At 40.4% G+C, this 24,078-nt stretch carries 16 protein-coding genes; 7 read left to right on the forward strand and 9 right to left on the reverse strand.

Going from position 1 to position 24,078, the window contains the following annotated elements:
- A complete protein-coding gene (locus HRT96_RS18920; RefSeq protein ID WP_293159774.1) occupies nucleotides 1-774 on the forward strand; it encodes a YchF/TatD family DNA exonuclease in 774 nt (257 codons plus the stop codon).
- Between the two features lie 154 nt (nucleotides 775-928).
- Nucleotides 929-1,180, forward strand: a complete 252-nt coding sequence (locus tag HRT96_RS18925; RefSeq protein ID WP_043994895.1) for a DUF2960 domain-containing protein — start codon at nucleotides 929-931, stop codon at nucleotides 1,178-1,180.
- Between the two features lie 111 nt (nucleotides 1,181-1,291).
- Here HRT96_RS18925 and HRT96_RS18930 read toward each other — a convergent pair whose 3' ends face one another.
- The 8 genes from HRT96_RS18930 to HRT96_RS18965 form a co-directional block, all read right to left on the reverse strand.
- Nucleotides 1,292-4,090, reverse strand: coding sequence for an Hsp70 family protein (locus HRT96_RS18930; RefSeq protein WP_293159776.1), 2,799 nt, complete (start codon nucleotides 4,088-4,090; stop codon nucleotides 1,292-1,294).
- Nucleotides 4,091-4,199: 109 nt separating this feature from the next.
- Nucleotides 4,200-6,029, reverse strand: a complete 1,830-nt coding sequence (locus HRT96_RS18935) for an Hsp70 family protein (RefSeq protein ID WP_293159778.1) — start codon at nucleotides 6,027-6,029, stop codon at nucleotides 4,200-4,202.
- Nucleotides 6,026-6,658, reverse strand: coding sequence for a DUF2760 domain-containing protein (locus HRT96_RS18940; RefSeq protein ID WP_293159779.1), 633 nt, complete (start codon nucleotides 6,656-6,658; stop codon nucleotides 6,026-6,028). The genes HRT96_RS18935 and HRT96_RS18940 overlap by 4 nt, the downstream gene beginning before the upstream one ends.
- A 329-nt stretch (nucleotides 6,659-6,987) precedes the next feature.
- Entirely contained in the window at nucleotides 6,988-8,448 is a 1,461-nt protein-coding gene (gene rsmF / locus HRT96_RS18945) for a 16S rRNA (cytosine(1407)-C(5))-methyltransferase RsmF (protein ID WP_293159781.1), read from the reverse strand.
- Nucleotides 8,449-8,594: 146 nt separating this feature from the next.
- Entirely contained in the window at nucleotides 8,595-11,309 is a 2,715-nt protein-coding gene (locus HRT96_RS18950; protein ID WP_293159783.1) for an MlaD family protein, read from the reverse strand.
- Nucleotides 11,296-11,919: a paraquat-inducible protein A gene (locus HRT96_RS18955; protein WP_293159785.1), complete on the reverse strand. Its 624-nt coding sequence runs from the start codon at nucleotides 11,917-11,919 to the stop codon at nucleotides 11,296-11,298. Before HRT96_RS18955 ends, HRT96_RS18950 begins: the two co-directional genes overlap by 14 nt.
- The gene (locus HRT96_RS18960; RefSeq protein ID WP_293159787.1) at nucleotides 11,906-12,514 is read right to left on the reverse strand and encodes a paraquat-inducible protein A; all 609 of its coding nucleotides are present in this window, start codon (nucleotides 12,512-12,514) and stop codon (nucleotides 11,906-11,908) included. The genes HRT96_RS18955 and HRT96_RS18960 overlap by 14 nt, the downstream gene beginning before the upstream one ends.
- A 190-nt stretch (nucleotides 12,515-12,704) precedes the next feature.
- On the reverse strand, nucleotides 12,705-14,453 hold the full coding sequence (locus tag HRT96_RS18965) for a bifunctional UDP-sugar hydrolase/5'-nucleotidase (protein WP_293159788.1): 1,749 nt from the start codon (nucleotides 14,451-14,453) through the stop codon (nucleotides 12,705-12,707).
- A 169-nt stretch (nucleotides 14,454-14,622) separates the two neighbouring features.
- Here HRT96_RS18965 and HRT96_RS18970 point away from each other — a divergent pair, with 169 nt between their 5' ends.
- A complete protein-coding gene (locus HRT96_RS18970) occupies nucleotides 14,623-16,401 on the forward strand; it encodes a protein adenylyltransferase SelO family protein (RefSeq protein WP_293159789.1) in 1,779 nt (592 codons plus the stop codon).
- Nucleotides 16,402-16,573: 172 nt separating this feature from the next.
- Here HRT96_RS18970 and HRT96_RS18975 read toward each other — a convergent pair whose 3' ends face one another.
- Entirely contained in the window at nucleotides 16,574-17,767 is a 1,194-nt protein-coding gene (locus HRT96_RS18975; RefSeq protein ID WP_293159791.1) for a DEAD/DEAH box helicase, read from the reverse strand.
- A 335-nt stretch (nucleotides 17,768-18,102) separates the two neighbouring features.
- On the opposite strand from HRT96_RS18975, the gene HRT96_RS18980 reads away from it, so the two are divergent.
- The 4 genes from HRT96_RS18980 to pepN all read left to right on the forward strand — a co-directional run bounded on the left by HRT96_RS18980 (nucleotide 18,103) and on the right by pepN (nucleotide 24,069).
- On the forward strand, nucleotides 18,103-18,414 hold the full coding sequence (locus tag HRT96_RS18980) for a YebG family protein (RefSeq protein ID WP_293159793.1): 312 nt from the start codon (nucleotides 18,103-18,105) through the stop codon (nucleotides 18,412-18,414).
- A 205-nt stretch (nucleotides 18,415-18,619) separates the two neighbouring features.
- Entirely contained in the window at nucleotides 18,620-19,252 is a 633-nt protein-coding gene (proQ, locus tag HRT96_RS18985) for an RNA chaperone ProQ (protein ID WP_293129550.1), read from the forward strand.
- 113 nt (nucleotides 19,253-19,365) lie between these two features.
- Nucleotides 19,366-21,366, forward strand: a complete 2,001-nt coding sequence (gene prc / locus HRT96_RS18990; RefSeq protein WP_293159795.1) for a carboxy terminal-processing peptidase — start codon at nucleotides 19,366-19,368, stop codon at nucleotides 21,364-21,366.
- A gap of 90 nt (nucleotides 21,367-21,456) precedes the next feature.
- Nucleotides 21,457-24,069, forward strand: coding sequence for an aminopeptidase N (gene pepN, locus HRT96_RS18995; protein WP_293159797.1), 2,613 nt, complete (start codon nucleotides 21,457-21,459; stop codon nucleotides 24,067-24,069).
- Nucleotides 24,070-24,078 lie beyond the last annotated feature (9 nt).

The raw sequence follows: 24,078 nt of genomic DNA on the forward strand, positions 1-24,078 counted from the left end.
ATGTTAGTAGATTCTCATTGCCATTTAGATGGCCTAAATTACGATACCATTCATACCGATCTTGCCGACGTTGTTAACAAAGCAGCGGAGCGTGGTGTGTCGCATTTATTAAGCGTGTCAGTGACATTACCACGCTTCAAAACCATGATTGAACAGATTGCCGATTTTGATAATATTCATGCTTCATGTGGTGTTCATCCACTTAATCTTGAAGATGAATACGAAAAGTCAGAGTTATTGGCATTAGCACAACATGAAAAAGTTGTCGCTATTGGTGAGACAGGTTTAGATTATTTCTATTCACCTGAAAACAAAGATATTCAGCAAGCATCATTTCGTAATCATATCCAAGTTGCTATCGAACTGAATAAACCGCTTATTATTCATACGCGTGGCGCAGTTGATGATACGATCCGTATTTTAAAAGAAGAAGGCGCAGAAAAAATTGGTGGCGTGATCCATTGTTTTACTGAGTCTGATGCAATGGCTGCTGCGGTATTAGAAATGGGCTTCTATATCTCTATTTCTGGCATCGTGACGTTCAAATCAGCAAAAGATCTGCAAGCCGTGGTTAAAACTATCCCGACTAATCGTTTGTTAGTTGAAACAGATTCACCGTACTTAGCGCCTGTTCCTTACCGTGGTAAAGAAAACCAACCTGCTTATGTGCGTGCTGTCGCCGAGTTCGTTGCTGATTTACGCGGGGTAACCTTTGCAGAATTAGCAGAATCAACGACAGAGAACTACTTTAAGCTGTTTAACGCTAAAAAGTAATATCGACTTGATATAGCATCTTGACGTAACTTGGGTATATACCGCATTCAATTTTTGACGACTGAGTTGAATGTGGTATTATCCACGAAAATTACAGTACTATCTCGATATTCGTGTGACGATGTATCGAATTAAATCATTTTTTGGAGGCATTTTGGCCCACCTAATTACCTATACATATAAAAAACAAGATAAGAAAATTCCATTTTCATACAGACAGTTCCACCATATCTATGAAGCGGCAGCTGCAGAAGAAGGCATCGACTTAACGCAATATTTGATAATGGAAAAACAAGTTGAAGATGTATCGAAAGGTACTAAATCAGTAAGAGAATTCCGTAAAAACCATTTTACTAAATTAGGCTTTACTAATATGTGGTTTATTAAAGATGGTATTGAAGAATAACAAGTAAATGATAAATTGTTTTAACCATTCATGAGTAATCTATGAATATGTTAAAACTACACAATAGGTGGTCAATGAAGACCACCTATTAAATTCAGCATTTATTGAATATTAAGACAGTAAGGTTAAACCTGTAGGTAAACTGTCACCAAAGATACGCTTCATTACCGTGTTATCTGACGACTGTACATCACGTACTAATGCTAACCAAGCGTCCGATAATTTACTCTGTGTTAATTTATCTAGCACAGCTTCTCTTACCTTATCTTGAATATCCATTTCTCTATCACCGGTTTTTCTGGCAATCATCACAGCTGCAAAAGCAATGTGCGGTTCTTTTTGCCAATTAGCGTCAAGTAATGTATTTAGCCAGGTTTCAACAATATGACGTGGGATGACATTATGCTGGCTACCATAAAACGCAACACGAGATGCGACACGACCTAATGCCCACCAATGTAATTGCTGGTTTTGTGGTTTCTTTAATTTAGCCAGTAAGTATTCACCAAACTCAACTTTTAGTGCCACGGGAATATGTTCAAGTGAGGCGGCAAGTCGAATAATATCATCATAGCTGCGTTGTTTCGCTTGATTGATGATTTTGGCATGTTTATTACTGTCTTCAACAAAGTAGATAGAAAGCGTATCGTATATTTCGATCTGCTGTTGTTCGTTAAGGCCACCTGCAATACGGCGCCATAAATTCCACCAATCACTCCATGACTGGGTTGATTTATTATATTGAATAGCGGATTTGAATATTGGCCAAATTTGTTCAATACGCCAATCATCAGCAGGGTAGCCAAAGCCCGGACGAAGTAGGAAGCTGGTTAGCTTTAACCAATTACGTTCATGTTGTTCTGTGCGGCGGCGGTTTTTAGCAAATTGTAAACAAGGGGCTGCAAGTTCACGTAATAAATCGGTATCCCAGGTATCACGTTTGCCCAGACGTTTATCCAGATCATTGCGTAATGATTTAACTAACTTAGGGTCACTCTTTTTACTACTGGCACCATACACAGCTTCAATTAATTGAATTGCATCGGGCAGGTTAGGGTGAAGCTGCTGAATATCCTGGATATCTTTAGAGTCATTTGCTGATGTTTTTTTGGTTCGGCTTGGACGAACAGAGAATTCTAATGCCCAACGTTGTTTACTGTTGGTTTCACTCACACATTCAAGTTGTAAAGTACCAATGCTGCTTAGCTTACAAGACAAGTACACTGATTCAAAACGTTTGTGATCTTTGTGCTCTGGGATCGTGACAACAAAAGGCGGTAACGGCGTTTTACCTTTGAGTTCTGTTTCAATGATATCACCAGGCTTGAAATTGTTTTCATGACTGGTGGTAGCAAGATTAAAGCGAATGGGCTCACCGATCGTTAATGAAAATAAACGGCTATCTAAATTGATAACTTGTTCATCTTCGGTGCCCTTAGGTAACAGGCAAATAGACTGGGGTTGACCCGAACGGTCGGTTATTTCAATGAAATAGTTACGAGGGCTACCACCGCCAATTTGTTTTTGCTTACCCATTTTAGCAAAACCAAATTCAACCGCGCCATAAGCAACCGATAAATCAGGGTTACCATTGTGCAGCATCTGAACTTTTTGTTGTTTCCAACCGGATAACACTTTTTCAATTTGCAATTTCACTTGCTGGCTATTAAAAATACCACCGTTAACAAGGATTGCCGCGGGCACGATTGCGGGATCATAATCTTCAGTTGCGTCTACGTCGTAATAAGTATGGATGAACTCGGCAATGTGTTTTGAAATCGCAGGATCAGACGTATAAGGTAAACCAAATTCCACCACCGCATTTTTTCTGTGTGTTGGTAATTCGTTAAAGCTACTATTTGGTAAGAAGCCATTAAACACCATGTCGATGACTTCATTTTTTGTCAGTTCGCACTTCTTCGATTGTGCGATCAGTTTCGAACCACGTCCAAGTAAGGTAATTGATGTCGTGCTTGGTGGTTGCTCAGACAAAAACAGTTCTTTTGCTTGGCGTGTCTGTTGTATTAGTTGCCCTAATGCAGCAGATTTTAACCGTTGATCTGGTGATATTCTTGATTCAACAATATGAGCTAACGCCAAGTCGATGTTATCACCACCGAGCATTAAATGATCGCCCACGGCAACCCGGTTTAAATTCAATTCACCATGTTCTAATGACATTTCGATTAAACTTAAATCTGTTGTACCACCACCGATGTCACAAACTAGCATCGTTTTATCGTGTTCGATTAAATCAATTTTGGCTTGTTTATTACGGTGATACCAGTCGTAACAAACGGCTTGTGGCTCTTCCAATAGCGTCACGCTTGTTAAGCCGACCAGATCTGCGGCTGCCAGTGTTAAGGCTCGGGCTGTATCATTGAATGACGCTGGCACTGTGATGGTGATGTTTTGATCGGCAAGTAAATGGTCTGGATTGTGGTAATTCCAAGATGCTTGAAAATGGGCAAGGTAACTTGCACTGGCAATCACAGGCGATACTTTTTCAATATTATCTTCAACAGCCCAAGGCAAAATCGCAGCTTGGGCATCGATACTTGGATGGGACAGCCAACTTTTGGCGCTTGAAACTAAGCGACCTTTGGTTTTTGTGCCTAAATCGCGGGCCCATTGACCCACAATTACATTGCTAATTTCACCGTTAAAGTTAATTTTTTTCCACGGTAAAACACAATCGGTTGGGGAAATTTCGTTGTCATTAAAGTGATAGCGGAATGAAGGCAATAACGGTTTTCTTGCGACTTCGCCAGGTCCAACCAATTGGTCTACGAGAAAAACGGACGCGCTGGCTTGATAATCATCGATATTTTTATAAGAAAGAACACTGTGGGTAGTGCCAAGATCGATGCCAATTACATATTGCGCTGTTTTAGAAACAGGTGAGGGCATTAAAAACTCCATATAATAAAACTCAGGGCAAAGCGCCCTGAGTTAAGTACACGTGGTATAAATATATAGTATCAATATAAAACGGTGTAGTAATGATGCTAAATCATGTTTATTGGCGAACAGTTAGTTCAATTTCCCAAATTTCATCACTGTCGTTCGCGATAGCTTCAACTTTAAGTGTACCCACTTCAGTGACAGTCACTGACAGTGATACAGGGACTACATCACCGCTATTGCGGTTAGCAGAGTCAAGCGTCACTTCGATGTCGGGTAGTTGCTCAAGATCTTCTGGTTGCCAGAAATCAAGGTGGGTACCAACAACATCTTCACGGCGGACTGTTGAACCGAAAAACTTAAACTTAACCGGTTGACCGACAACTAAACCAAATTGGTGCGTTGCCACATCAACATTCGTCCCTTCTTCAAGACCAAATGGGGCGATACAAACAGCTTCTAATGGCGGTTCAAAACCGGGAATTGCTGGCATTGAGCTTTCAACACCCACGTAATATGAGCTCGCTAGGCCGCCTTTAATACGAACACCTTTACCTTGTTTTGCATAACCGTGATAACAAGCGCCATTGGCAACGGCAAGATCGAGATCAATACCGGTCAATAGTTTTGCTTCTTCTTCAACGTCAGCTGTAATTAACCAGTCGTTAATAATACCGATTAACTTAGAACTAATCGCATCAGATTTAAACACACCGCCATTAAACAATACCGCCGTTGGCTTAATGAAATCACCAGCATCTGACTCGATAGCGTCATGCTGTTTATTCAAGAAATGGGCAATGTGTTTGGTGATCGCCGCATCTTGTGCATACGGTAAACCAATCTGGGTTAATGCCGAACGGGTAGTTTGTTGTGGCATTTCGGTCACTGCTGTCGCAGGGAAGAAACCATCGAGAATAGTTTGCTTAACTTCATCGCGTGTAAGTTCTGTTTGCATGGTGCCCGCAATCAGTTTCGAGCCACGACTTGGAATAACAATTGGCATTACATCAATGTCAGCGTCGGATAACAACTTCTCTTTTGCATCACGACAAGCATGGGTTATCGCTTGAATTTGCCAAGGTTGTAATTGTTTACCTTCTTGCATTAATTTCATTTTCAGACGATACGCAAGTGCAAGATCCATATTATCACCGCCAAGTAGGATATGTTCACCTACGGCAATACGTGATAATGTTAAATTGCCTTCTGACTCTTCAACCGAAATTAATGATAGATCCGTTGTACCCCCACCGATATCGACAACTAAAATGGTATCACCAACATTGACTTGGTCACGCCATTCATCACCGCATGCCTCTAACCAGCTATATACCGCCGCTTGTGGTTCTTCAAGTAGATTTAAGTGTTTAAGGTTTAAATCTTGTGCCGCTTGAGCGGTTAAGTTACGCGCGGCGGGATCGAAGGAGGCCGGAATGGTAATGGTGACATCTTGCTCTGCAATCGGTGAATCAGGGTGTGCATGATTCCAAGCTTCAGCTAAATGGTTTAAGTATTGAGATGTTGCTGTTACTGGTGATATCTTTTCAACTTCATCAGGGCTTGCGAAGGGTAATATGGCATCATGCGGGCTGACTGTTGCGTGACTTAACCAGCTTTTAGCACTCGACACTAAACGAATCGGTGTTTTAAGCCCAAGGTTGCGTGCTACATCACCAACCAGCGCGGTATTGTCCGCGTTCCAAGGTAATGGCGTTTGATCTTTACCGATCTCATCTTCATGCGCTTGATAGACAAAAGAAGGCAGTTGATATTGTTCAGTTACCGAGCCAAGTGTAGATAATTGAGGAATTGCAAATAGCTGTTTAACTGCTTTATCACCTTCGTGCTCTAAATTGATATACGATAATACACAGTGTGTGGTACCTAAATCGATACCAATACTGTATTTTGGCGCTATTTCACTCATCGTTATGTCGCTCATAGTTCCACCTCTGCAGCAGCAACGATATTAGCGTTGTGGCCTTGCGCTAGTTTAGGCAAGTTAACGTTTGTTATTTTCCAACCTGCGTGTACTAAAATGCCTTGGTAAGGGGCTGAGCCCAACACATTACCAATTAGCTTAACTTCAGATGGGTTAAAGCCCTCTGCTACGGTTACTTGGCTTTCTTCTTCTTCACTGCGGATTGGCGTGAGACTAAAGTATTCATTGATTACTTTTTTACTACCCGTATGAATAATACGTGCAGCGGCACCGATTTGTTCGTCAGTGGCAGCCGTTAAATCTTCTTGGATAAAATCGACGAAACGTGCTTCACTTTGTAGTAGTGATAACAGCTGACAAGCGGCTGCAGGACTTGCTTCTTGTAAGGGTGCTTTGATTTCGACAATCTTTTCAACTTCAACGATTTTCTCAATTTCTACGTGTTTGATAACCTCTACAATCTTTTCAACTTCCACTTCTTTTTCAACAATTTTTTCTATTTCAATTGTTTTTTTACCACCTCTAACGAGGGTAATTAATAGCAGGATAAGGGTGATCGCGAATAAGGCTATATGCGCTGCATCAGGGCCTGTCGGGAGTTCAGAGATATTTGTAAGGTCGAAGTTCATATATTTTACTCAAGTTTGTATACATCAATATTATCGGCAATTTTATCATAGTTATTTATGTTACGGAGTATAATGTGATTTTTTAGCTTATTTACCTTGTACTTAGGAACAAAGAATAGCCATATTAGCGGGATTAATTAGAAACGTATTTTAAAGCTTAGTTATTTTTTAAAATAAATAAAAAAAAGCCCAGTACAAATCCATGTAATGAGCTTAGGGAAATTGGTATCGCTGTAATATTAAATATAGTAAATTATTTACGTATATCAAATTAGCATTAAGTTATTGTGCGCCACATCGTAACAAACGTGACAGAATAACTGACGAACTTATTCGTTAAACAAGTTGTTATCACGCACCAGATCACGCGGGTAGTTGTTTTTTAAACGTTGGTTTACGCGTTTACCTAAACCAAGCACACTGCCTTCAAGCAAGACGACAAGTTCACCTTGGAGTTGATCTAAATTATCAATCTCGATATCAGAGAAGTTAATATCACGTCCCATGATGTATTGTTTCGCTTGTTCAATGCCGAGTGACACGGTATTTCTATCACACTGATGACCAAAGGTACGCGCCCATTCATGTTGCGCACGGAAGCCTTTTTTGAATTTCTCAGCAATCTTAATACCGATACGATCGAATTTAAACTTACCAATGAACGCAGGGAATTCTTTCGGGAATAACCAGATCTCGCTATCGCGATGATAGAAAACACCACTTTCAAATTCAAAGCTAAATGCATCGCGGAAATAATCACGAATTGCGTCATTTTCATCACGGCTAACGGGACTGAATGGAAACACTAAACGCTTTTTCTTTTTAATAGGGCGTAAACCCAGCGTTTCTTTTTTGGTGAACTTAGCAACAAAGAAGCCTTCACTATCATAAATTTGTGGCCAAACGTGTAAGAAGCCTTCGGCAGTTAAACAATTATTCGCGGTTGGGAATAAATCGTTAAGCGGGATAACTTCTGCATTGTCAGGGTATAAATCAAGTAGGTGTTGGCAAACAGCTTGGTTTTCAATTTCGTTTAATGTACAGGTTGAATAAATTAAAGTACCACCTGGTTTTAACGCTTTAAATGCACTGTCAATTAACTCTTTCTGAATGTCGGCGATGTCATTGATACTTTTTAAAGACCAATTAAGCATTGCTTTGTCGTCTTTACGGATAGCGCCTTCACCAGAACAAGGCGCATCAAGCAATACGGCATCAAACATTTCTGGTAACCAAGTACCAAACACATTTGCATCATAGTGACTAAGCGCTATATTTTTGATACCACAGCGTTTAATGTTCGCACTAAGCACTTTTAAACGGCTTGATGATAATTCGTTAGCCACGATGAAATTGTTATTATTACAGAGTGCTGCGATCTGACTTGTTTTTGAACCCGGTGCGGATGCGCAATCGAGGATGGTATTATATTGTGCGGTTGGGCCTGAAACTTGCTCTTTGAATAGTGCTGTAACAGGCAGCATCGAGCTTGCTTCTTGAATATAGAAAAGGCCCGCAATATGTTCCCAACTATTACCGAGTTTGGTATCGGTATTTTCTTGTTCTAACCAAAAACCTTCTTCACACCATGGCACTGGAGTTAATAACCATTGTTTTGTTTTAGCTAGTTGCTTAAATGCTTCAACAGAGATCTTAAGTGTATTGACACGTACACTGGTTTTCAATGGTGTTTTGCAGCAAGTTATAAAGTCATCCATAGAGAGATGGTCGGGAATAATGTTACCCATTAACGTCAGGTAATCTTCAGGCAGTTTTATATTGGAATGCACTTTACAGGCTCAATTGAATAATTAAGGGGGCATTTTATCATATACCCAAGTTACTTCAAGATGCTGATTGTGTATATTGAGATAGCTTGGGTATATACCGCAGCTACTTCAAGGTTGGGATGGTTGAAGTAGCTGGAATGGCAGGTTTACATCACTGGTTTTTCTATCTTAGTATTCCACTCAAGCCAATCTGGATTAACTTCTTGGGCTAAATCAAATGTTGAAAAGGGCGCTGCAATCTGACTGTTTTGGTTTGTTTTAGGTGTCGCAAACGCAATACCACCAGATAAAATTGTTTTTAATGACTCGGCTTTTAAGGTCGCACCTGTGAGACCAATATCAACATTAAATCCAGAAACAGCCCAAAATTGACTATCGTTGCGCACTAAGTGTTGATACTTAGGTTCAATATTCAAGGTGATGAGTACTTTATCACTTTGCGCTGACAATTCTGAGTGGGTTATTGAGCCGACTTCTATCTGACGGAAGTAGACTGGTGTACCCGTAGTTAACCCCATTAATCGTTCACTGATGACGGTGACAGATAATCCGACATCAGCAGACGCAATTTCGGGTGCGCTGTTGAGGACTTTAAAGCGTTTGACAGTATTGCCGTTACCTTTCGTCACGTTGATATAAGCACCTGATAGTAAGGTATTCGCATTTTTAATACCATCTAACCCTACTTTAATACGTTCTAACCAGTACTGGCTGCCTTGTTGTATGAAGTATTGTGCATAGTCAGTGTCTAATTTCGCGGTTGCTTCGATAAAACCTTGCTCTACTTTTAGTTTTATCGCGCTAATCTCGCCCACCCGGATACCCTTGTGTTTGATTTCAGTGCCCACATTGATATCAGTACCTGATGTGAAGGTTAATGTCACTGTTGGGCGGTTGTCGGTTGCGGCCGCAAAGCTACGAAACAGTTTGTAATGTGTTGCGTGTGATTTAGCAAGGCTGACTTTGTTGTTATTAACCGGTTTGATGTTATCAAAGTTAATGCCACCAGCGATAATAGTCAGTAACGATTCAGTTTGCACTTTTAAGTTACTTAAACTACCAGAAATATCAATCCCTGATACATCCCAAAACACGCTGTTTTTATTAATTAAGTGTGCATACTGGCTGAGGATATTCAAGGTGATTACAATATGCTCATTGTCGGCAGCCAAACGGAAATCAGCTACCGAACCCACTTTTAATTTACGATAATAAACTGGCGCACCATTTGCTATCACATGGCTAGGCTTACTCAATAGGGTAATGGTCTTATTGGCCTTAAACGCATTGCTACCTAATTTTGCAAGGGCAAGGGAAGGGTAAAGTTGATATTGTTGGTTGCGTCTTTTCGATTTGAACACCGGATCATTAACAAGTTCGATACCACCACTGACTAATGCTGCAATGGGTGACGATTTGATATTAAGACCTGAGATACTGGCATCGACTGATACACCGCTGATATTAATAAAGCGTGTCGAACGGCGAAGTAGATGTGCATAGTCTTGATAGATGTGGACGTTTAAATCAATCAAATTGGTTTTGATGTTAAACGTCACACGGCTGATGTGACCTACCGGGTAATTTTTGTAATAGATTTTATTGCCTACCGCTAAACCATTAGCATCATTAGCTGAAATCGAAATTTGTTTATGCGGAATGAGATCGTCAACGTTTGATACCAGATCAAATGTGGTTTGTAGTTCGCCTTTTCCGGGGGTGAAGAGTATAAAGTTACCTGTGACAAGGTTCGCTACATTCTTACTTTCGGAAAGTGACAGGGTGGCTTTTTCCACCCAGAATTGGGTGCCTGTACGCAATAACGCCACAACTTCGGGGTCTATATCTGCAAATGCTTTTGCCGTTGGTGTTGTTTGTTGGGTTTCAACGTCAATCAATTGGGTGATGACTTGGGTTATTTCACCGACCTGTTGGCCATTTAAGTAGATATTGTTACCAATTTTAATGTCATTGGTATTCGCCAAATTAAATTCAATTTCAACCGCTCGCTCAGCATCACTGACATTGTTATATAAATTATAGGCGCGGTTATTTTCTGCTGGTTTACCATCAACCGGGGAATCAAACGCCAGTGCACCACTGATAATCGCGGTCAGACTTTCTGTTTGAATTTTCACCCCATCAAAACCAAACTCAGCATGGATACCACTTGCATTCCAAAAGCGCGAAGTGTCTTTTACCAGGTAGCTGTATTGTTCCTTAATCACGGCTTCAATTAATATTTTATCGGTGTCTTTATCTAGTTTGAAGTTATGTACTTGGCCAACGGGGATCTTTTTATAAAAAATTTCTGACCCAGGACGAACTGACGCTAACTTATCTGCAGTTAAGCGTACAATTAAACCTTGGTCGTCAGGTAAGGTATTCGGTGCCGTTTGTACCGCATCAAATTCAATACTATATTCACCATCGCCGGGTAATAAATTGATATAATTACCCGTGACCAGCGCATCCAAACCTGAAATTCCAGCGATTGAAGCTTTGGGTGCAACTAACCAAAACTGTGTTTCACGGCGTAAAACGGGTTCCGCTTTACTGTCTATTTCGGCGGTAACATAAACACCTTTAAGGTCATCATCTAATGCGATTTTCTTCACTTTACCGATATTCAAACCTTGGTACTTGATCAGGGTTTTACCTTCAACAATGCCATTCGCATTGTCAAAATGAACACGTATTTCAATGCCAGCTTGCGCAATGCTTTGGTACATGAGGTAAATCCCAAGTAAGACGGCGACAATTGGCAGTAACCAGATAGGCGACATCACATTCGGTTTGTGTAATACCGGTTTAGGTGCATGACAGTTATCCGGCATTTGTGGTTCGTTATTTTCTTTCATTTTTATGGTTTAAATCCCAAATTAAACGTGTGTCAAAACTTTCAGTGGCTAAGATTGTTAATACGACAACCAAACCAAAGCAAGTTGCTCCATATCCGGGGTCGACTGAGAGTAAATTACCTCGGTTGATCACCGCGACCATAATCGATATAACAAACAAATCCATAATGGACCATTTGCCAATCCAATGAATTGCATTAAATAATAATAATTTTCGTTTTGGTGCAATAAATATCTTATTTTGAACAGATAATAAAATAAGCATTAAACCAATGATTTTAAATAAGGGCACTAAAATAGACGCGATGAAAATAATAATCGCGATGCCTAAGTTATCACTTTTTGCCAATGCGATAGTACCTGACATGATGGTATCCGGCGTGGACTTACCGGTACTGGTCAAGGTGCTAATAGGTAAAAAATTGGCAGGGATCATCATGAACGCTGCTGTGATTAACAAGGCCCATGTTTTTTGGATACTACGTGGTATTCGAAAGTGAACACGGGTAAAACAACGCGGACACCGCTGACGTTTTACATCCTGCTCAACACTGATAAGTAGGCTACATTCTTGGCATCTTACGATTTGATTGTCTTTAGCGTTTTGCATTTCTTTCCATCTTTTGCCAGAAAAGTTCCAGGTTGAGTCCATACATAATAAGGCTTGAAATAAACATAAGTGAGACGAAACTCAATAAACCGAGTTGTAATTCAATGTCTGCAATGTCAGAGAGTTTAAAGACGGCAATTAAAAAACTCACCAGATAAACTTCTAACATACTCCATTCGGTAAAAAATTTAACCAGTTTGAGTAATAATATTAGCTGTGGCGTATTACGTTTGGTGAGTAATAGTAAACAAACTTGTACCAGACAGGATAAAAATAGAAAAGGCGCAATAAAACTACAAAAGATAACGAGTAGACCGACGAAGTAAAATTTTTTCTCGAATAAAACCCATGCCCCTTGAATAAGTGTGGCTGATTCTTCAACCCCCAACATGGTGATGGTAAACATTGGAAATATATTCGCAATCATCACGAGAAAAAGGCCTGTTAATGACAGTGCGAGTATAGTGCTGATAGAAAAAATTGTATTGGTATATAATAGTGTATTACAGCGAGGACAATGCGCATGTTTGTTTTTTTCTAACATAACGTGCTCAACAATCAGATCACATTTATTACAGACATTAATATTGGTCATTTATACCCGCTAATAGCTAATTTACTATGTTTTCTTCGTATGTTGAAATGCAGCACATATGTAGAGCGTTCATTAATAGCATTATTTTATCGTAAATATCAACAGCATCACAAGTTATCATCATAGGTTTCTGCTAAATAAGGCTTATTTAGTATGTGGTAACGACAATCAAGCATATTTTATGCGTTGTTTACGTGATAGCTCTAAAGTGGTTTGTCATACCCCAACTGCCACGTGAAGACGATTTATAGTCTGTTTGGATAAAATCAATGAAGCAATCTGCCATCGAATGTTGGGTGATAATCCCGTCACCTTCCATCATGGTCAATGCTTCATAACCTTCTTTACCTTTCATGGTATAAGCGGAGGAGCTTCCGTAATAAATCATGTCATGATCGATATCGTTCCAACCATCTTCTTCTGTATAAATAGTAAGCTTAGCAATTCGCCCCCCAAGGGGGCGCTGAGCGTAATAGCTAAAATTCAGGTTGTAGGTATAAGGGTAACTTCCCGAGCCAGAGCCAAGAACCCCATTATTGGTGGCGTTGTTGATTGCACCCTCTAGTGCCTGTGCAATGTATTTGCCTTTGATGCGATAGACACCAATGGGTACGGCAAAGGGCAGTAGCTTACCTGCAATATCACCAATTGAAATATTACCGCGGTGTAAAGAGGTTCTCACACCGCCAGCATTATGAATTGCAAAGTCGACGCGATGACCATTTTTATTCATCATATGAGCAAAAGATTCAGCGACGAGCGGGGCAATATCACTGCCTCCCTTCAGGTCGGGAACGCGGATGTGTCGCATATCCTCTGCTAACTTAGCGATCACGGTATTTTGCAGTTTATGTACTCTAGGGATATATTTATCCTGTAGCAAGCTTTGTAGTATCGGATCTTTTTTACATACAACCACGTTTTTATGTTGAGTTAGGTAGAGGCTCGCCTTTGCATGGATGTCATCATCATTGGCTGTTAACAAACTTGCATCGATACAAAGTCGGCGACCAATAAGCAGTTCATTTTTGCCCTTGAAAGTGCTCACCGAACCATCGGCGGCGAAATCAATGTCACAGTGACCAAGTGCCTGTGAGTGAAATCCCGCTTGAACAATATAAGTGCCATTAACCTGATGTCCGTATTCAGATTCTTTTTTTAGTCCTAAATCACTGAAATCTCCGAGAAGAGTGTGGCTATGACCACCAATAATTAAGCCGATACCATCCACTTCTTTAGCTAATTCACAGTCACCATAAAAACCAAGATGGCTCACTAATATTATCTTATTAATGCCTAATTTTCGGATAGCTCGAACAGTATTTTTGGCGGTTTCAAAGGCATTAACAAATGGCGTATCCGGATCTACATTCGCTATATCGGCCATCTTATCCAATGATACCCCGAATATTGCCACGGGCTCGCCATCTACAACACGAGTCATCCAGCGTGCAGTTTGCTGATCAGGCTGATAAGAGAATAAATTAGGGCGGCCGTTTAAATGATGCGACTTCGTTTTTATTTCGTTAGAAAGGTCCCAGTTACCCGCTAACAGTGGAAACTGAATACGATCTAAAAATGCCGCCACAGGTTCATTACCCATATCTAATTCATGGTTACCAATTGTCATCACATCAATGCCCAGTGCGTTGAGCATATCTGAGTTGGCCTTACCTTTAAATAGCGAGAAATAGAGCGTCCCTTGAAAGCAATCTCCAGCATGAACAAATATAAAGTCGCGATCATGTTGCAGGGCTGTCGCTTTAAGTTGTTTAGCTCTGGTTGCTATACGGGAAAACCCGCCATTACTGACATAAGGCGATATACTCTGGCCATCAATGTTAAGCTGTAATTGCAGTGACTGAGGTTCAAAGTAGGAGTGCGTATCATTTATATGTGCGAGTGTTATCCTAACTGGCTTATTATTCTTTATCATCATGTTTCAATTTTCATCTGTATTTTAATCGTTCGTTTTCACTGAATGGAAAGCCCTTCCAGATAAGTTTAACATATTTGATAATATTGAATATAGGAACCTTGTTGCGCATAATCCTGTGTCAGATACAAAGTATTAAAATTTATCTTTACTAGCCTTGGTATAAACAACTATGACAAACCGACTGCCTCAGAAAACCTTTTCGACTATATCGACGCTCAACGATCTTGCGAAGTTGGCAAACTATTCCCTCATGGACACGCTCAACTGTGATCCTGATGCGACAGAAAACGGTGCCGACCACGCGCCGCGACAAGTCTTCACGGGCCATTATGTCCCCGTCAATCCTACTCCAATCAAAGACCCAGAGTATGTAGCGCACAGCAAAAACTTTTTTTCCGAGCTTGGCTTCGCCGACAGTATGGCAGAGACCTCTGACTTCGTCCGCATGTTCTCCGGCGACATTTCTCAGGTCCCAGAGCCGATACGCAAGGTCGGTTGGGCGAGTGGGTACGCACTTTCCATCTACGGCACTGAATACATCCAGCAGTGCCCGTTTCAAACCGGTAATGGATATGGAGACGGTCGTGCAATTTCTGTGCTTGAGGCCGTCATCAACGGTCGACGCTGGGAAATGCAGCTGAAAGGTGGCGGCCGCACGCCATATTGCCGCGGCGCGGACGGTCGCGCGGTCTTGCGGTCTAGTATCCGCGAGTTCTTGGCTCAGGAGCACATGCACGCACTGGGTGTGCCCACATCACGGTCTTTGAGTTTGTACGTTTCAAAAACTGAGAAGGTGAAGCGACCGTGGTACTCGGAGGGCTCGCGCTCGGAGAATCCCGACATGCTTATATCTGAAGCCGTCGCCATCTCGACACGTGTCGCACCGTCGTTCATCCGCGTCGGCCAACTCGAACTTTTCGCTCGCCGTACCCGTAAGAACGAAAACCTGAAAGCGATGGAAGAACTCGAGAAGATTGTGCTGCACTTGATTGATCGTGAGTACGCTGACGTTGTCGATAGGCAACTCACCACCCCAGAAAAAGTGGTGTTGCTGGCGCGCGAGTTTCGCAGCCGTCTCACGTCACTGATGGCCAACTGGATCCGCGTCGGATTTTGCCAGGGTAACTTCAACAGCGACAACTGCGCAGTCGGTGGCTTTACACTTGATTATGGTCCCTTCGGTTTTTGCGATGTGTTTAACCCGTATTATCAGCCTTGGACAGGTGGCGGTCGTCACTTTTCGTTCATGAACCAACCAAGCGCAGCGCAAAGAAACTTCGGCATGTTTTGTTCGGCGTTGCGGCCGTTGCTGACGTCGCATCAGGACTATTTGCAAGAGCTCGACGAGATTCAAAGTGGATTTTCGAAAGTAATGCACACGCAAATGGAAGAGATGTGGGCTGCCAAGCTGGGTCTTAGCACGTTAAACACCGCGTCTCACAAGGCACTTTGCAACGTACTGCTCAGCGAGCTAGAAACACTCATGATGCAAACGCCTGTCGATTACACTATTTTCTTCCGAGAGCTGTCGTCGATACCCGACGACATTGGCCCACTCAAGAAAAGCTTTTACGATAGCTTATACAATAATAGGGCGCATGACTCTGACCCCGAAAAGAGGGATAAGCGCTGGGCGCAGTGGCTCGCAAACTGGAAAATGCTCCTCAACAGCGCCTGTGACGTGAATGCGACTTCGCCCCGAACCCGTGAGGAAATATCGAGGCAGATGAAGCTCGTCAACCCAAAATACATTTTGCGAGAGTGGTTTGTTATGCCGGCTTATCAGCAAGCAACTGCGGGAAATTACTCTCTAATTCGAGAGCTGCAGGACGTGATGACACAGCCATATGCAGAGCAGTCGAAGGACGTGGAGGATAAATACTATAGGTTGACACCGACTGAGTTCTTTGAGGTGGGTGGATTGTCCCATCTTAGTTGCTCGTCGTGATTCTTTGAACTTAAAAAAGTAATGCCAGAAACAACTTAATAGTGAACGCGGCGTTCAGTAACGCGAATCATATCCTTTAAGCCCTAACTCTAAGCCATTGTTGTCCATCAATGGCTTAGGAAGCCGAAACTGCCTCAAAGTGGCTTGGAGTCGTAACTCAGACTCGATATTCTTACCTTCTATTTCTTTTTTTAACCTTTTTTTTGACTTTTTTAGGCGCTTTTGAAAACTCTTTATGGAAAGGCTGTTCTGTAACAACAGGAATGGCTTGCCCTATGATCTTTTCAATATTATTTAATAGCGTTATATCATTTTCTACAGCAAATGAAATGGCCATTCCACTTTTCCCGGCACGAGCAGTTCGTCCTATACGGTGTATGTAGTTTCTTGGATCTTCAGGAAGGTTATAGTTAATGACTAAAGTAATATTATCAACATCAATTCCACGAGCAGCAACATCAGTTGCAACTAATACGCTCAAATTAGAATCTTTAAAGTTTTGTAACGCTTCTTCCCTAACTGCTTGTGTTTTACCACTGTGAAGGCTAGCGGCAGTGATTGATGCTTCTTCTAGTGCTTGAACAATGATGTCAGCGCCAGGCTTTGTTTTACAAAAGATGAGCACTTTTTCATAGTTAGTTTCTTTCAGGATATTAAATAGCAAAGGTACTTTATTCGATTTTTCAAGATGGTATATACTTTGATTAATCAGATCGATAGTAACCGTTTCCGCCGTAATTTGAATTTTTGTCGGGTCCGTTAATATGGCGTCTGCAAGTATCTCTATTTCAGCAGGCATAGTAGCTGAGAACAATAGTGTTTGTCGGTGCTTTGGCAGTTTAGATATGATGCGTTGAACATCCTTAAAGAACCCCATATCAAGCATTGTATCTGCTTCATCTAATACAAAAACTTCTAACGCCTTAAAATTTATATCGCCGGTTTTAATTAAATCCAATAACCGGCCAGGGGTGGCCACTAAAATATCAAGTCCAAGTGCGATAGAGTCAACTTGATCTTGTCTTCCTACACCACCATAAACCACCTTAGTTTTAAGCCCTAAACCATCAGCGTAGTCATCAATGTTTTGCATTATTTGTGAGGCAAGCTCTCTCGTGGGCGTTAGTATGAGCGAACGCGTGCTCTTAGCGTTGATATCTATTTTATTTTGCCCAAAATTATTGATAATAGGCAATGAAAAGGCCGCAGTTTTTCCTGTTCCCGTTTGCGCTATACCAAGAAGATCATTCCCATTAATAAGAACTGGGATACATTCTTTTTGGATCGGTGTGGGCTGTTTATAGCCTTTAAGACTAACGCGGTCAATAATTGACTCTAAAAGTGAAAATTCTTTAAACTCTGACATGCTGCCTCGGTATTCTTTAATCAATAGCCTATTATTCTAACAGAATGCTTTAACATATTTAAGACGTATTCAAGGTGGCTTTTCTGACAAATTCCCACAAAACATCTCACAAAAATAGTTCAGTAATCAAGTGTTTTGACTCCTTGTAATTCGCCTTTATTTTTCGTTCACTGCAGATTTTTTAAGGGATTAGATAATTAAAAAATGGATGTATTGACAGTAAGCCTTATTAGAGCAAAGCATGTAGATTGGATTAAATAATTATCAATCACTTGAATAAATCAGGAATACTAAATACACTGTCATAATATACAGTGTATTTAGGGGATTGGCTCATGGCCGTAATAGTAAAGTATGTAGTTGAACGAAATGGTGTGGAAAAAATGACGTCTACAAGTAAAAAAGAAGCTGATACATACGACAAAATGTTAGATGTAGCCGATGGTCTTACTGACCTGATTAGTTCATCATCACTTGATATTGATGATCGCCTTACTGAAGAATTATCATTATATCTGGCACAAAACAGTGCATCACTACAGATAATATTGAAGGGTGGTAAATTAAAAACGCCTGAAGAGAGCAAAGAAAAGACACCAAAAGCGAAAAAGGCGTCAAAAAGCGCGGTAGAAAAAGAACCAGCTTAATCTTTCATGCGGTTAAATATTGTTTATCAACGCATAAAAAACCACCAGAATAGTTATTTTTTAACACCTTGTAGGGTGAAGTTAACGGATTAAAGATAGCATTTAATTGCAATCGCTCTATAATAGCGATAAATTTTATACATGCGATATAGCAAGATTACTGTTTTGTTATATCTGAACAATTAGAAGTAATTTAAGGTCATTCATGGAAAACATTGAAAAGCTAAAAAATAGCAAAGAAGTTATCGCTTATTTGGTAGAAATATTCCCAAAATGTTTCAGCGCAAAGGGCGAAGCTAAACCGCTAAAAATTGGCATTTTTCAAGATCTGGCTGAGCGTCTTAAAGAAGACTCTAAAGTTAGTAAAACGTTATTACGTACGGCTCTTCGTCAGTATACTGCAAGCTGGCGTTACCTTCACGGCGCTAAAAAGGATGCTGTACGAGTTGACTTAGATGGCAACGACGCAGGTGTTTTAGATGCTGAGCATATCGAGCATGCACAAAAAACACTTGAAGAAAGTAAAACCAAATTCTTCGCTGAACGTAATAAGAAAAATGCAGAACAGAAGGCCAACGCTGAAAAGAAAAAGCCTGCTGTTAAAAGAGCGCCTAAAAAAGTAGTTAAAAAATCTGCACCTAAAGCGGATCAAAAACCTACGATTAAAGTTGAACGTCCAATAAATGAGTCGGAACTTAAATCAGGCCAATCTGTCAAAGTTGTAGTTGGTAAAGCACCGGTACAAGCAACTATCGTTGAAGTATCTAAAGATGGCGTTCAAGTTGAACTACTATCTGGACTTTCTCTAAAAGTAAAAAGAGAGCACCTTTTTGTATAAAGCAATAAGCGTGTTCTAAATTTTTAGTAGTTGAGTGTTAGCTAAATATATGAAAATTAGCTAATACTTGACTATTATTAATTTAGCGTTACTTATTCTCAAAAGGATTTTTAATGAAAAAAGTTTTAACACGAACTTTTATCAGTGCTTCGGTACTATTAGCCACTTATGCGCAAGCATTTGAACCCGCTATATCAATTCAAGAACTCCCTACATTAAAGCAAGAAGCTCAGCATTCTGAAGCAAGCAAACGTCTCGTTAATCTTTTCACGCGCTCTCACTATAAATCGGTTGATTTTGATAACGCTTTTGCGGTTGAAGTTTTTGATCGTTATTTAAAACAGCTTGATGCTTATCGTACAATCTTTTTGCAGAGTGATATAGATAGCTTTAATAAGTATGCGCTTTCGTTCAAAAACGATTTCCGTCAGGGTCGTCTTGCACCTGCTTATGATATTTATACGGTTGGCTTACAACGTCGTTATGAACGCTTTGCTTTTGCATTATCCTTACTTGACACTGAAATTAAATTCGATACAGATGACGAATATTATTTCGATACATCTGAATCAGAATGGGCTAAAACGACAGCACAACTTGATGAACTATGGCGTCAGAAGGTTAAATATGAAGCTCTTAATTTAAAGTTAACCGGTAAAGACTGGCCTGAGATCAAAAAATTACTGCATAAGCGTTATGATACTGCAATCAAACGGTTAAAACAGACACAAAGTGAAGATGTTTTCCAAACATTGATGAACTCGTATGCTCGGAGCATCGAGCCGCACACGTCCTATTTATCACCACGTAATGCTGATCGTTTCAAAACAGAAATGAACCTTTCTTTAGAAGGTATTGGTGCTGTACTGCAAACTATTGATGATTACACCGTGATCCGCTCTTTAGTCGCTGGTGGACCGGCTGACGCAACAAAACAATTAAAAGCTGAAGATAAAATTGTTGGTGTTGCACAAGACGATCAAACAATTGTTGATATTGTCGGTTGGCGTCTAGATGATGTCGTTGATAAGATTAAGGGTCCCAAAGGCACCAAAGTCCGTCTTGAGATTGTGCGCGGTGAAGGTGCAAGTGCCAAGCACAAAATTGTGGAAATCATTCGAGACAAAGTACGTCTAGAAGACCGAGCTGCAAAATCAAAAGTTATCGATGTTGATGGCGAGAAGGTTGGTGTTATCGAAATTCCAAGCTTCTACGATGGTCTAACTAAAAATGTGCTCACTGAATTAACTAAGCTAAACAAAGACCATGTGAGTTCTATTATTGTCGATTTACGTGATAATGGTGGCGGCGCTTTAAAAGAAGCAAACTTGCTTTCAGGATTATTCTTTGATTCAGGCCCAACGGTTCAAGTGCGTGATGCCAGAGATAAGGTTAATGTATTAGAAGACCGCGATGGTAAAACTTACTACGCTGGCCCGCTTGTCGTATTAGTTAACCGTTATAGTGCTTCTGCATCTGAAATTTTTGCCGCGGCATTACAAGATTATGGTCGTGCATTAGTTGTTGGTGAACAAACATTTGGTAAAGGTACTGTGCAGCAACATAGAACCTTAGCACGTTTATATGATCTATATGACAAACCTATTGGTAGTGTGCAGTATACGATTTCTAAATTTTATCGTATTAATGGTGGTAGTACTCAGCTACGTGGTGTACTGCCTGATATTACCTTCCCATCGGCTGTAAAACCAGAAGATACGGGTGAATCAATAGAAGATAATGCACTGGCTTGGGATCAAATCCGTAAGGCTAGTTACCAGCAATCACTGGCTCTGCAATCCTCACTTAATACGTTGACACTAAAGCATGATAAACGTGTTGCAGTAAACCCTGAATTTAGTTATATCCAAGAAGATATTATTAAATATAAACAAGAACTTGATGTCAAAACTATTTCTTTAAAAGAATCTGTGCGTATTAAAGAGCGTGAAAATAACGAAGCGATTCGTTTAAATCGTTTAAATGAACGCTTAGAACGTAAAGAATTACCTACGGTAAAATCATTAGATGACAAACCTGAAGATTTTGAATTTGATGATGCATTCCTGTTAGAAACAGCCAACATAGCCATTGATTTAAGCAAATCTAGCTAAACCACTTCTATTTTTACTCCAAGTGCAGCAGGATGCTGCACTTTTTTTCTTTATTTTACGTCTCTATCCATCGATAGATTAGGACTATAAATGACAATTACGCCTAATGCTAAGCATTTAAAAGACTATACAGCACCAAATTATTTTATTGATAATATCGATCTCGACTTTAATCTTGATGATTGTAAAACTAAAGTTGTTGCTATTAATAAAGTACGTCGTAGTGGTAGCCATAATGATCCGCTTATATTAGATGGTGTTGACCTAACTTTACTGGCCGTTTCTATCGATGGTCATCAAATTGATAATTACTTAGTTAAAGATAACCAACTGATCATCTCTGACTTACCTTCTGAATGTGTATTAATCATTGAGACCGAGATTAACCCTTTAGAAAACACCAGTTTAGAAGGGCTCTATAAATCAGCTGATGCATTCTGTACACAATGTGAGTCTGAAGGTTTCCGTAAAATTACTTATTATCTCGACCGTCCAGATGTGCTGGCTGTTTTTAGCACCAAGATCACGGCTGATAAAGCGGCATTCCCATATTTATTATCGAATGGTAACTGCGTTGATCGTGGTGAATTAGATAACGGCCGTCATTGGGTACAATGGCGTGATCCTTATCCGAAACCTGCGTATCTGTTTGCTTTGGTGGCGGGCGACTTTGATGTACTAAGCGATAATTACATGACGACGTCTGGCCGTGATGTGAAGCTAGAATTGTTTGTTGATAAGGGCAACTTATCACGTGGTCATCATGCAATTGAATCACTGAAAAAGTCAATGAAGTGGGATGAAGATCGTTTCGGTTTAGAATACGATCTGGATGTCTACATGATTGTTGCGGTTGACTTCTTTAACATGGGCGCAATGGAAAATAAAGGCCTGAACGTATTCAATTCTAAGTATGTATTAGCGGATGCGGCAAGTGCTACTGACGTTGATTACTTAGGTATTGAAGCGGTAATTGGTCATGAATATTTCCATAACTGGACGGGTAATCGCATTACTTGTCGAGATTGGTTCCAGTTAAGCCTTAAAGAAGGCTTAACTGTATTCAGGGATCAAGAATTTAGTTCTGATCTTGGGTCTCGTGCCGTTAATCGTATTCAAAACGTTAAAGTGTTACGTTCTGCACAATTCCCTGAAGATGCTGGCCCGATGGCACACCCAATTCGTCCGGCCTCAGTCATTGAAATGAATAACTTTTATACTGCGACTGTGTATAATAAAGGTGCTGAAGTTATTCGTATGATCCACACATTATTAGGCGAAGCTAATTTCCGTGCGGGTATGGATCTATACTTTAAACGCCATGACGGACAAGCGGTTACCTGCGATGATTTTGTAGCATCCATGCAAGATGCATCAGGTATCGATCTAACACTCTTTAAGAATTGGTATTCGCAGTCCGGTACACCGCAAGTTACGGTTACTGATCATTACGATGCGAAAAATAACACTTATACCTTATCAATGCAGCAGCATACCCCAAGTACTGCTGACCAAAAGGTAAAGCAAGTACTGCATATCCCTGTTGATATTGAATTACTTGACGAGCAGGGCAACAACATTGCTTTAACCTGTGAAGGTAACCCTGTTCACCATGTATTGAACCTTATCGAAAAACAGCAAGACTTTGTATTTGATAATGTCATGTCACCACCCGTACCAAGCTTGTTTAGAGAGTTCTCTGCGCCGATCAAGCTTAATTATGCTTATACCAATGAACAACTGGCGATGCTAATGGTGCATGCAAGTAATGATTTTGCGCGTTGGGATGCTTCACAGTTATTAATTAATAAACATGTAATTGAAAATGTTGCCCGTGTTGGTGATAAGCAGGAACTGGAATTGCCCGCAGCATTTGGTCAAGCTTTTCGTGACTTAGTTGATAATGAACAGTTAGACCCGGCTTTGAAAGCAGAGATGCTACAGTTTCCATCAACTAATAGCTTGATGGGCTTGTTTGATGAGGTCGATGTTGATGCTTTGTTAACAGTAACTGGTTTTATTAAGTCTCAAATTGCCGTAAATGTAGCGCCAATATGTAGTGCTATTTATGCCAATATGCCAACACGATCTTATGAAATAGCGCATGATCATATAGCATTACGTTCATTAAAAAATGTATGTCTAGAGTATATTGCATTGGCGGATGTTACTGGTGTTAATGAATTGGTGTTAGGTCAATTTGAACAATCAGACAATATGACCGATACCATGGGCGCGATCAGTGCTGCCAATAAAGCCCAATTGCCTTGCTTTAAAACCATGATGTCTGCATTTGAAACTACTTGGTCGCATGACGGTTTAGTCATGGATAAATGGTTTGTGCAAATAGGCGTTAGTCCGAGTGAAAGCTGTCTGACGGTTGTCAAAGAAACCCTCGAACATGGTAGTTTTTCTTTAGCTAATCCGAATCGAACACGTTCATTAATAGGTAGTTTTTCTGCGCTTAACACTAAATCCTTTCATGCAATTGACGGTAGTGGTTATGTGTTTTTAACCGACATTCTGTGTAAACTAAATAGCAGTAACCCGCAAGTTGCATCGCGATTAATCACGCCGCTTATTGAATTTAAGAAATTTGATTCAATACGCCAAGCATTAATGAAAGCGCAATTGATTAGACTCAGTAAAATTGATGCTTTAGCAGCCGATTTGTTTGAAAAAATAGATCGTGCTTTAGCTTAACCTTTTCCA

Source organism: Moritella sp. (assembly GCF_013215705.1).
In the GTDB taxonomy this organism is placed as follows: domain Bacteria; phylum Pseudomonadota; class Gammaproteobacteria; order Enterobacterales; family Moritellaceae; genus Moritella.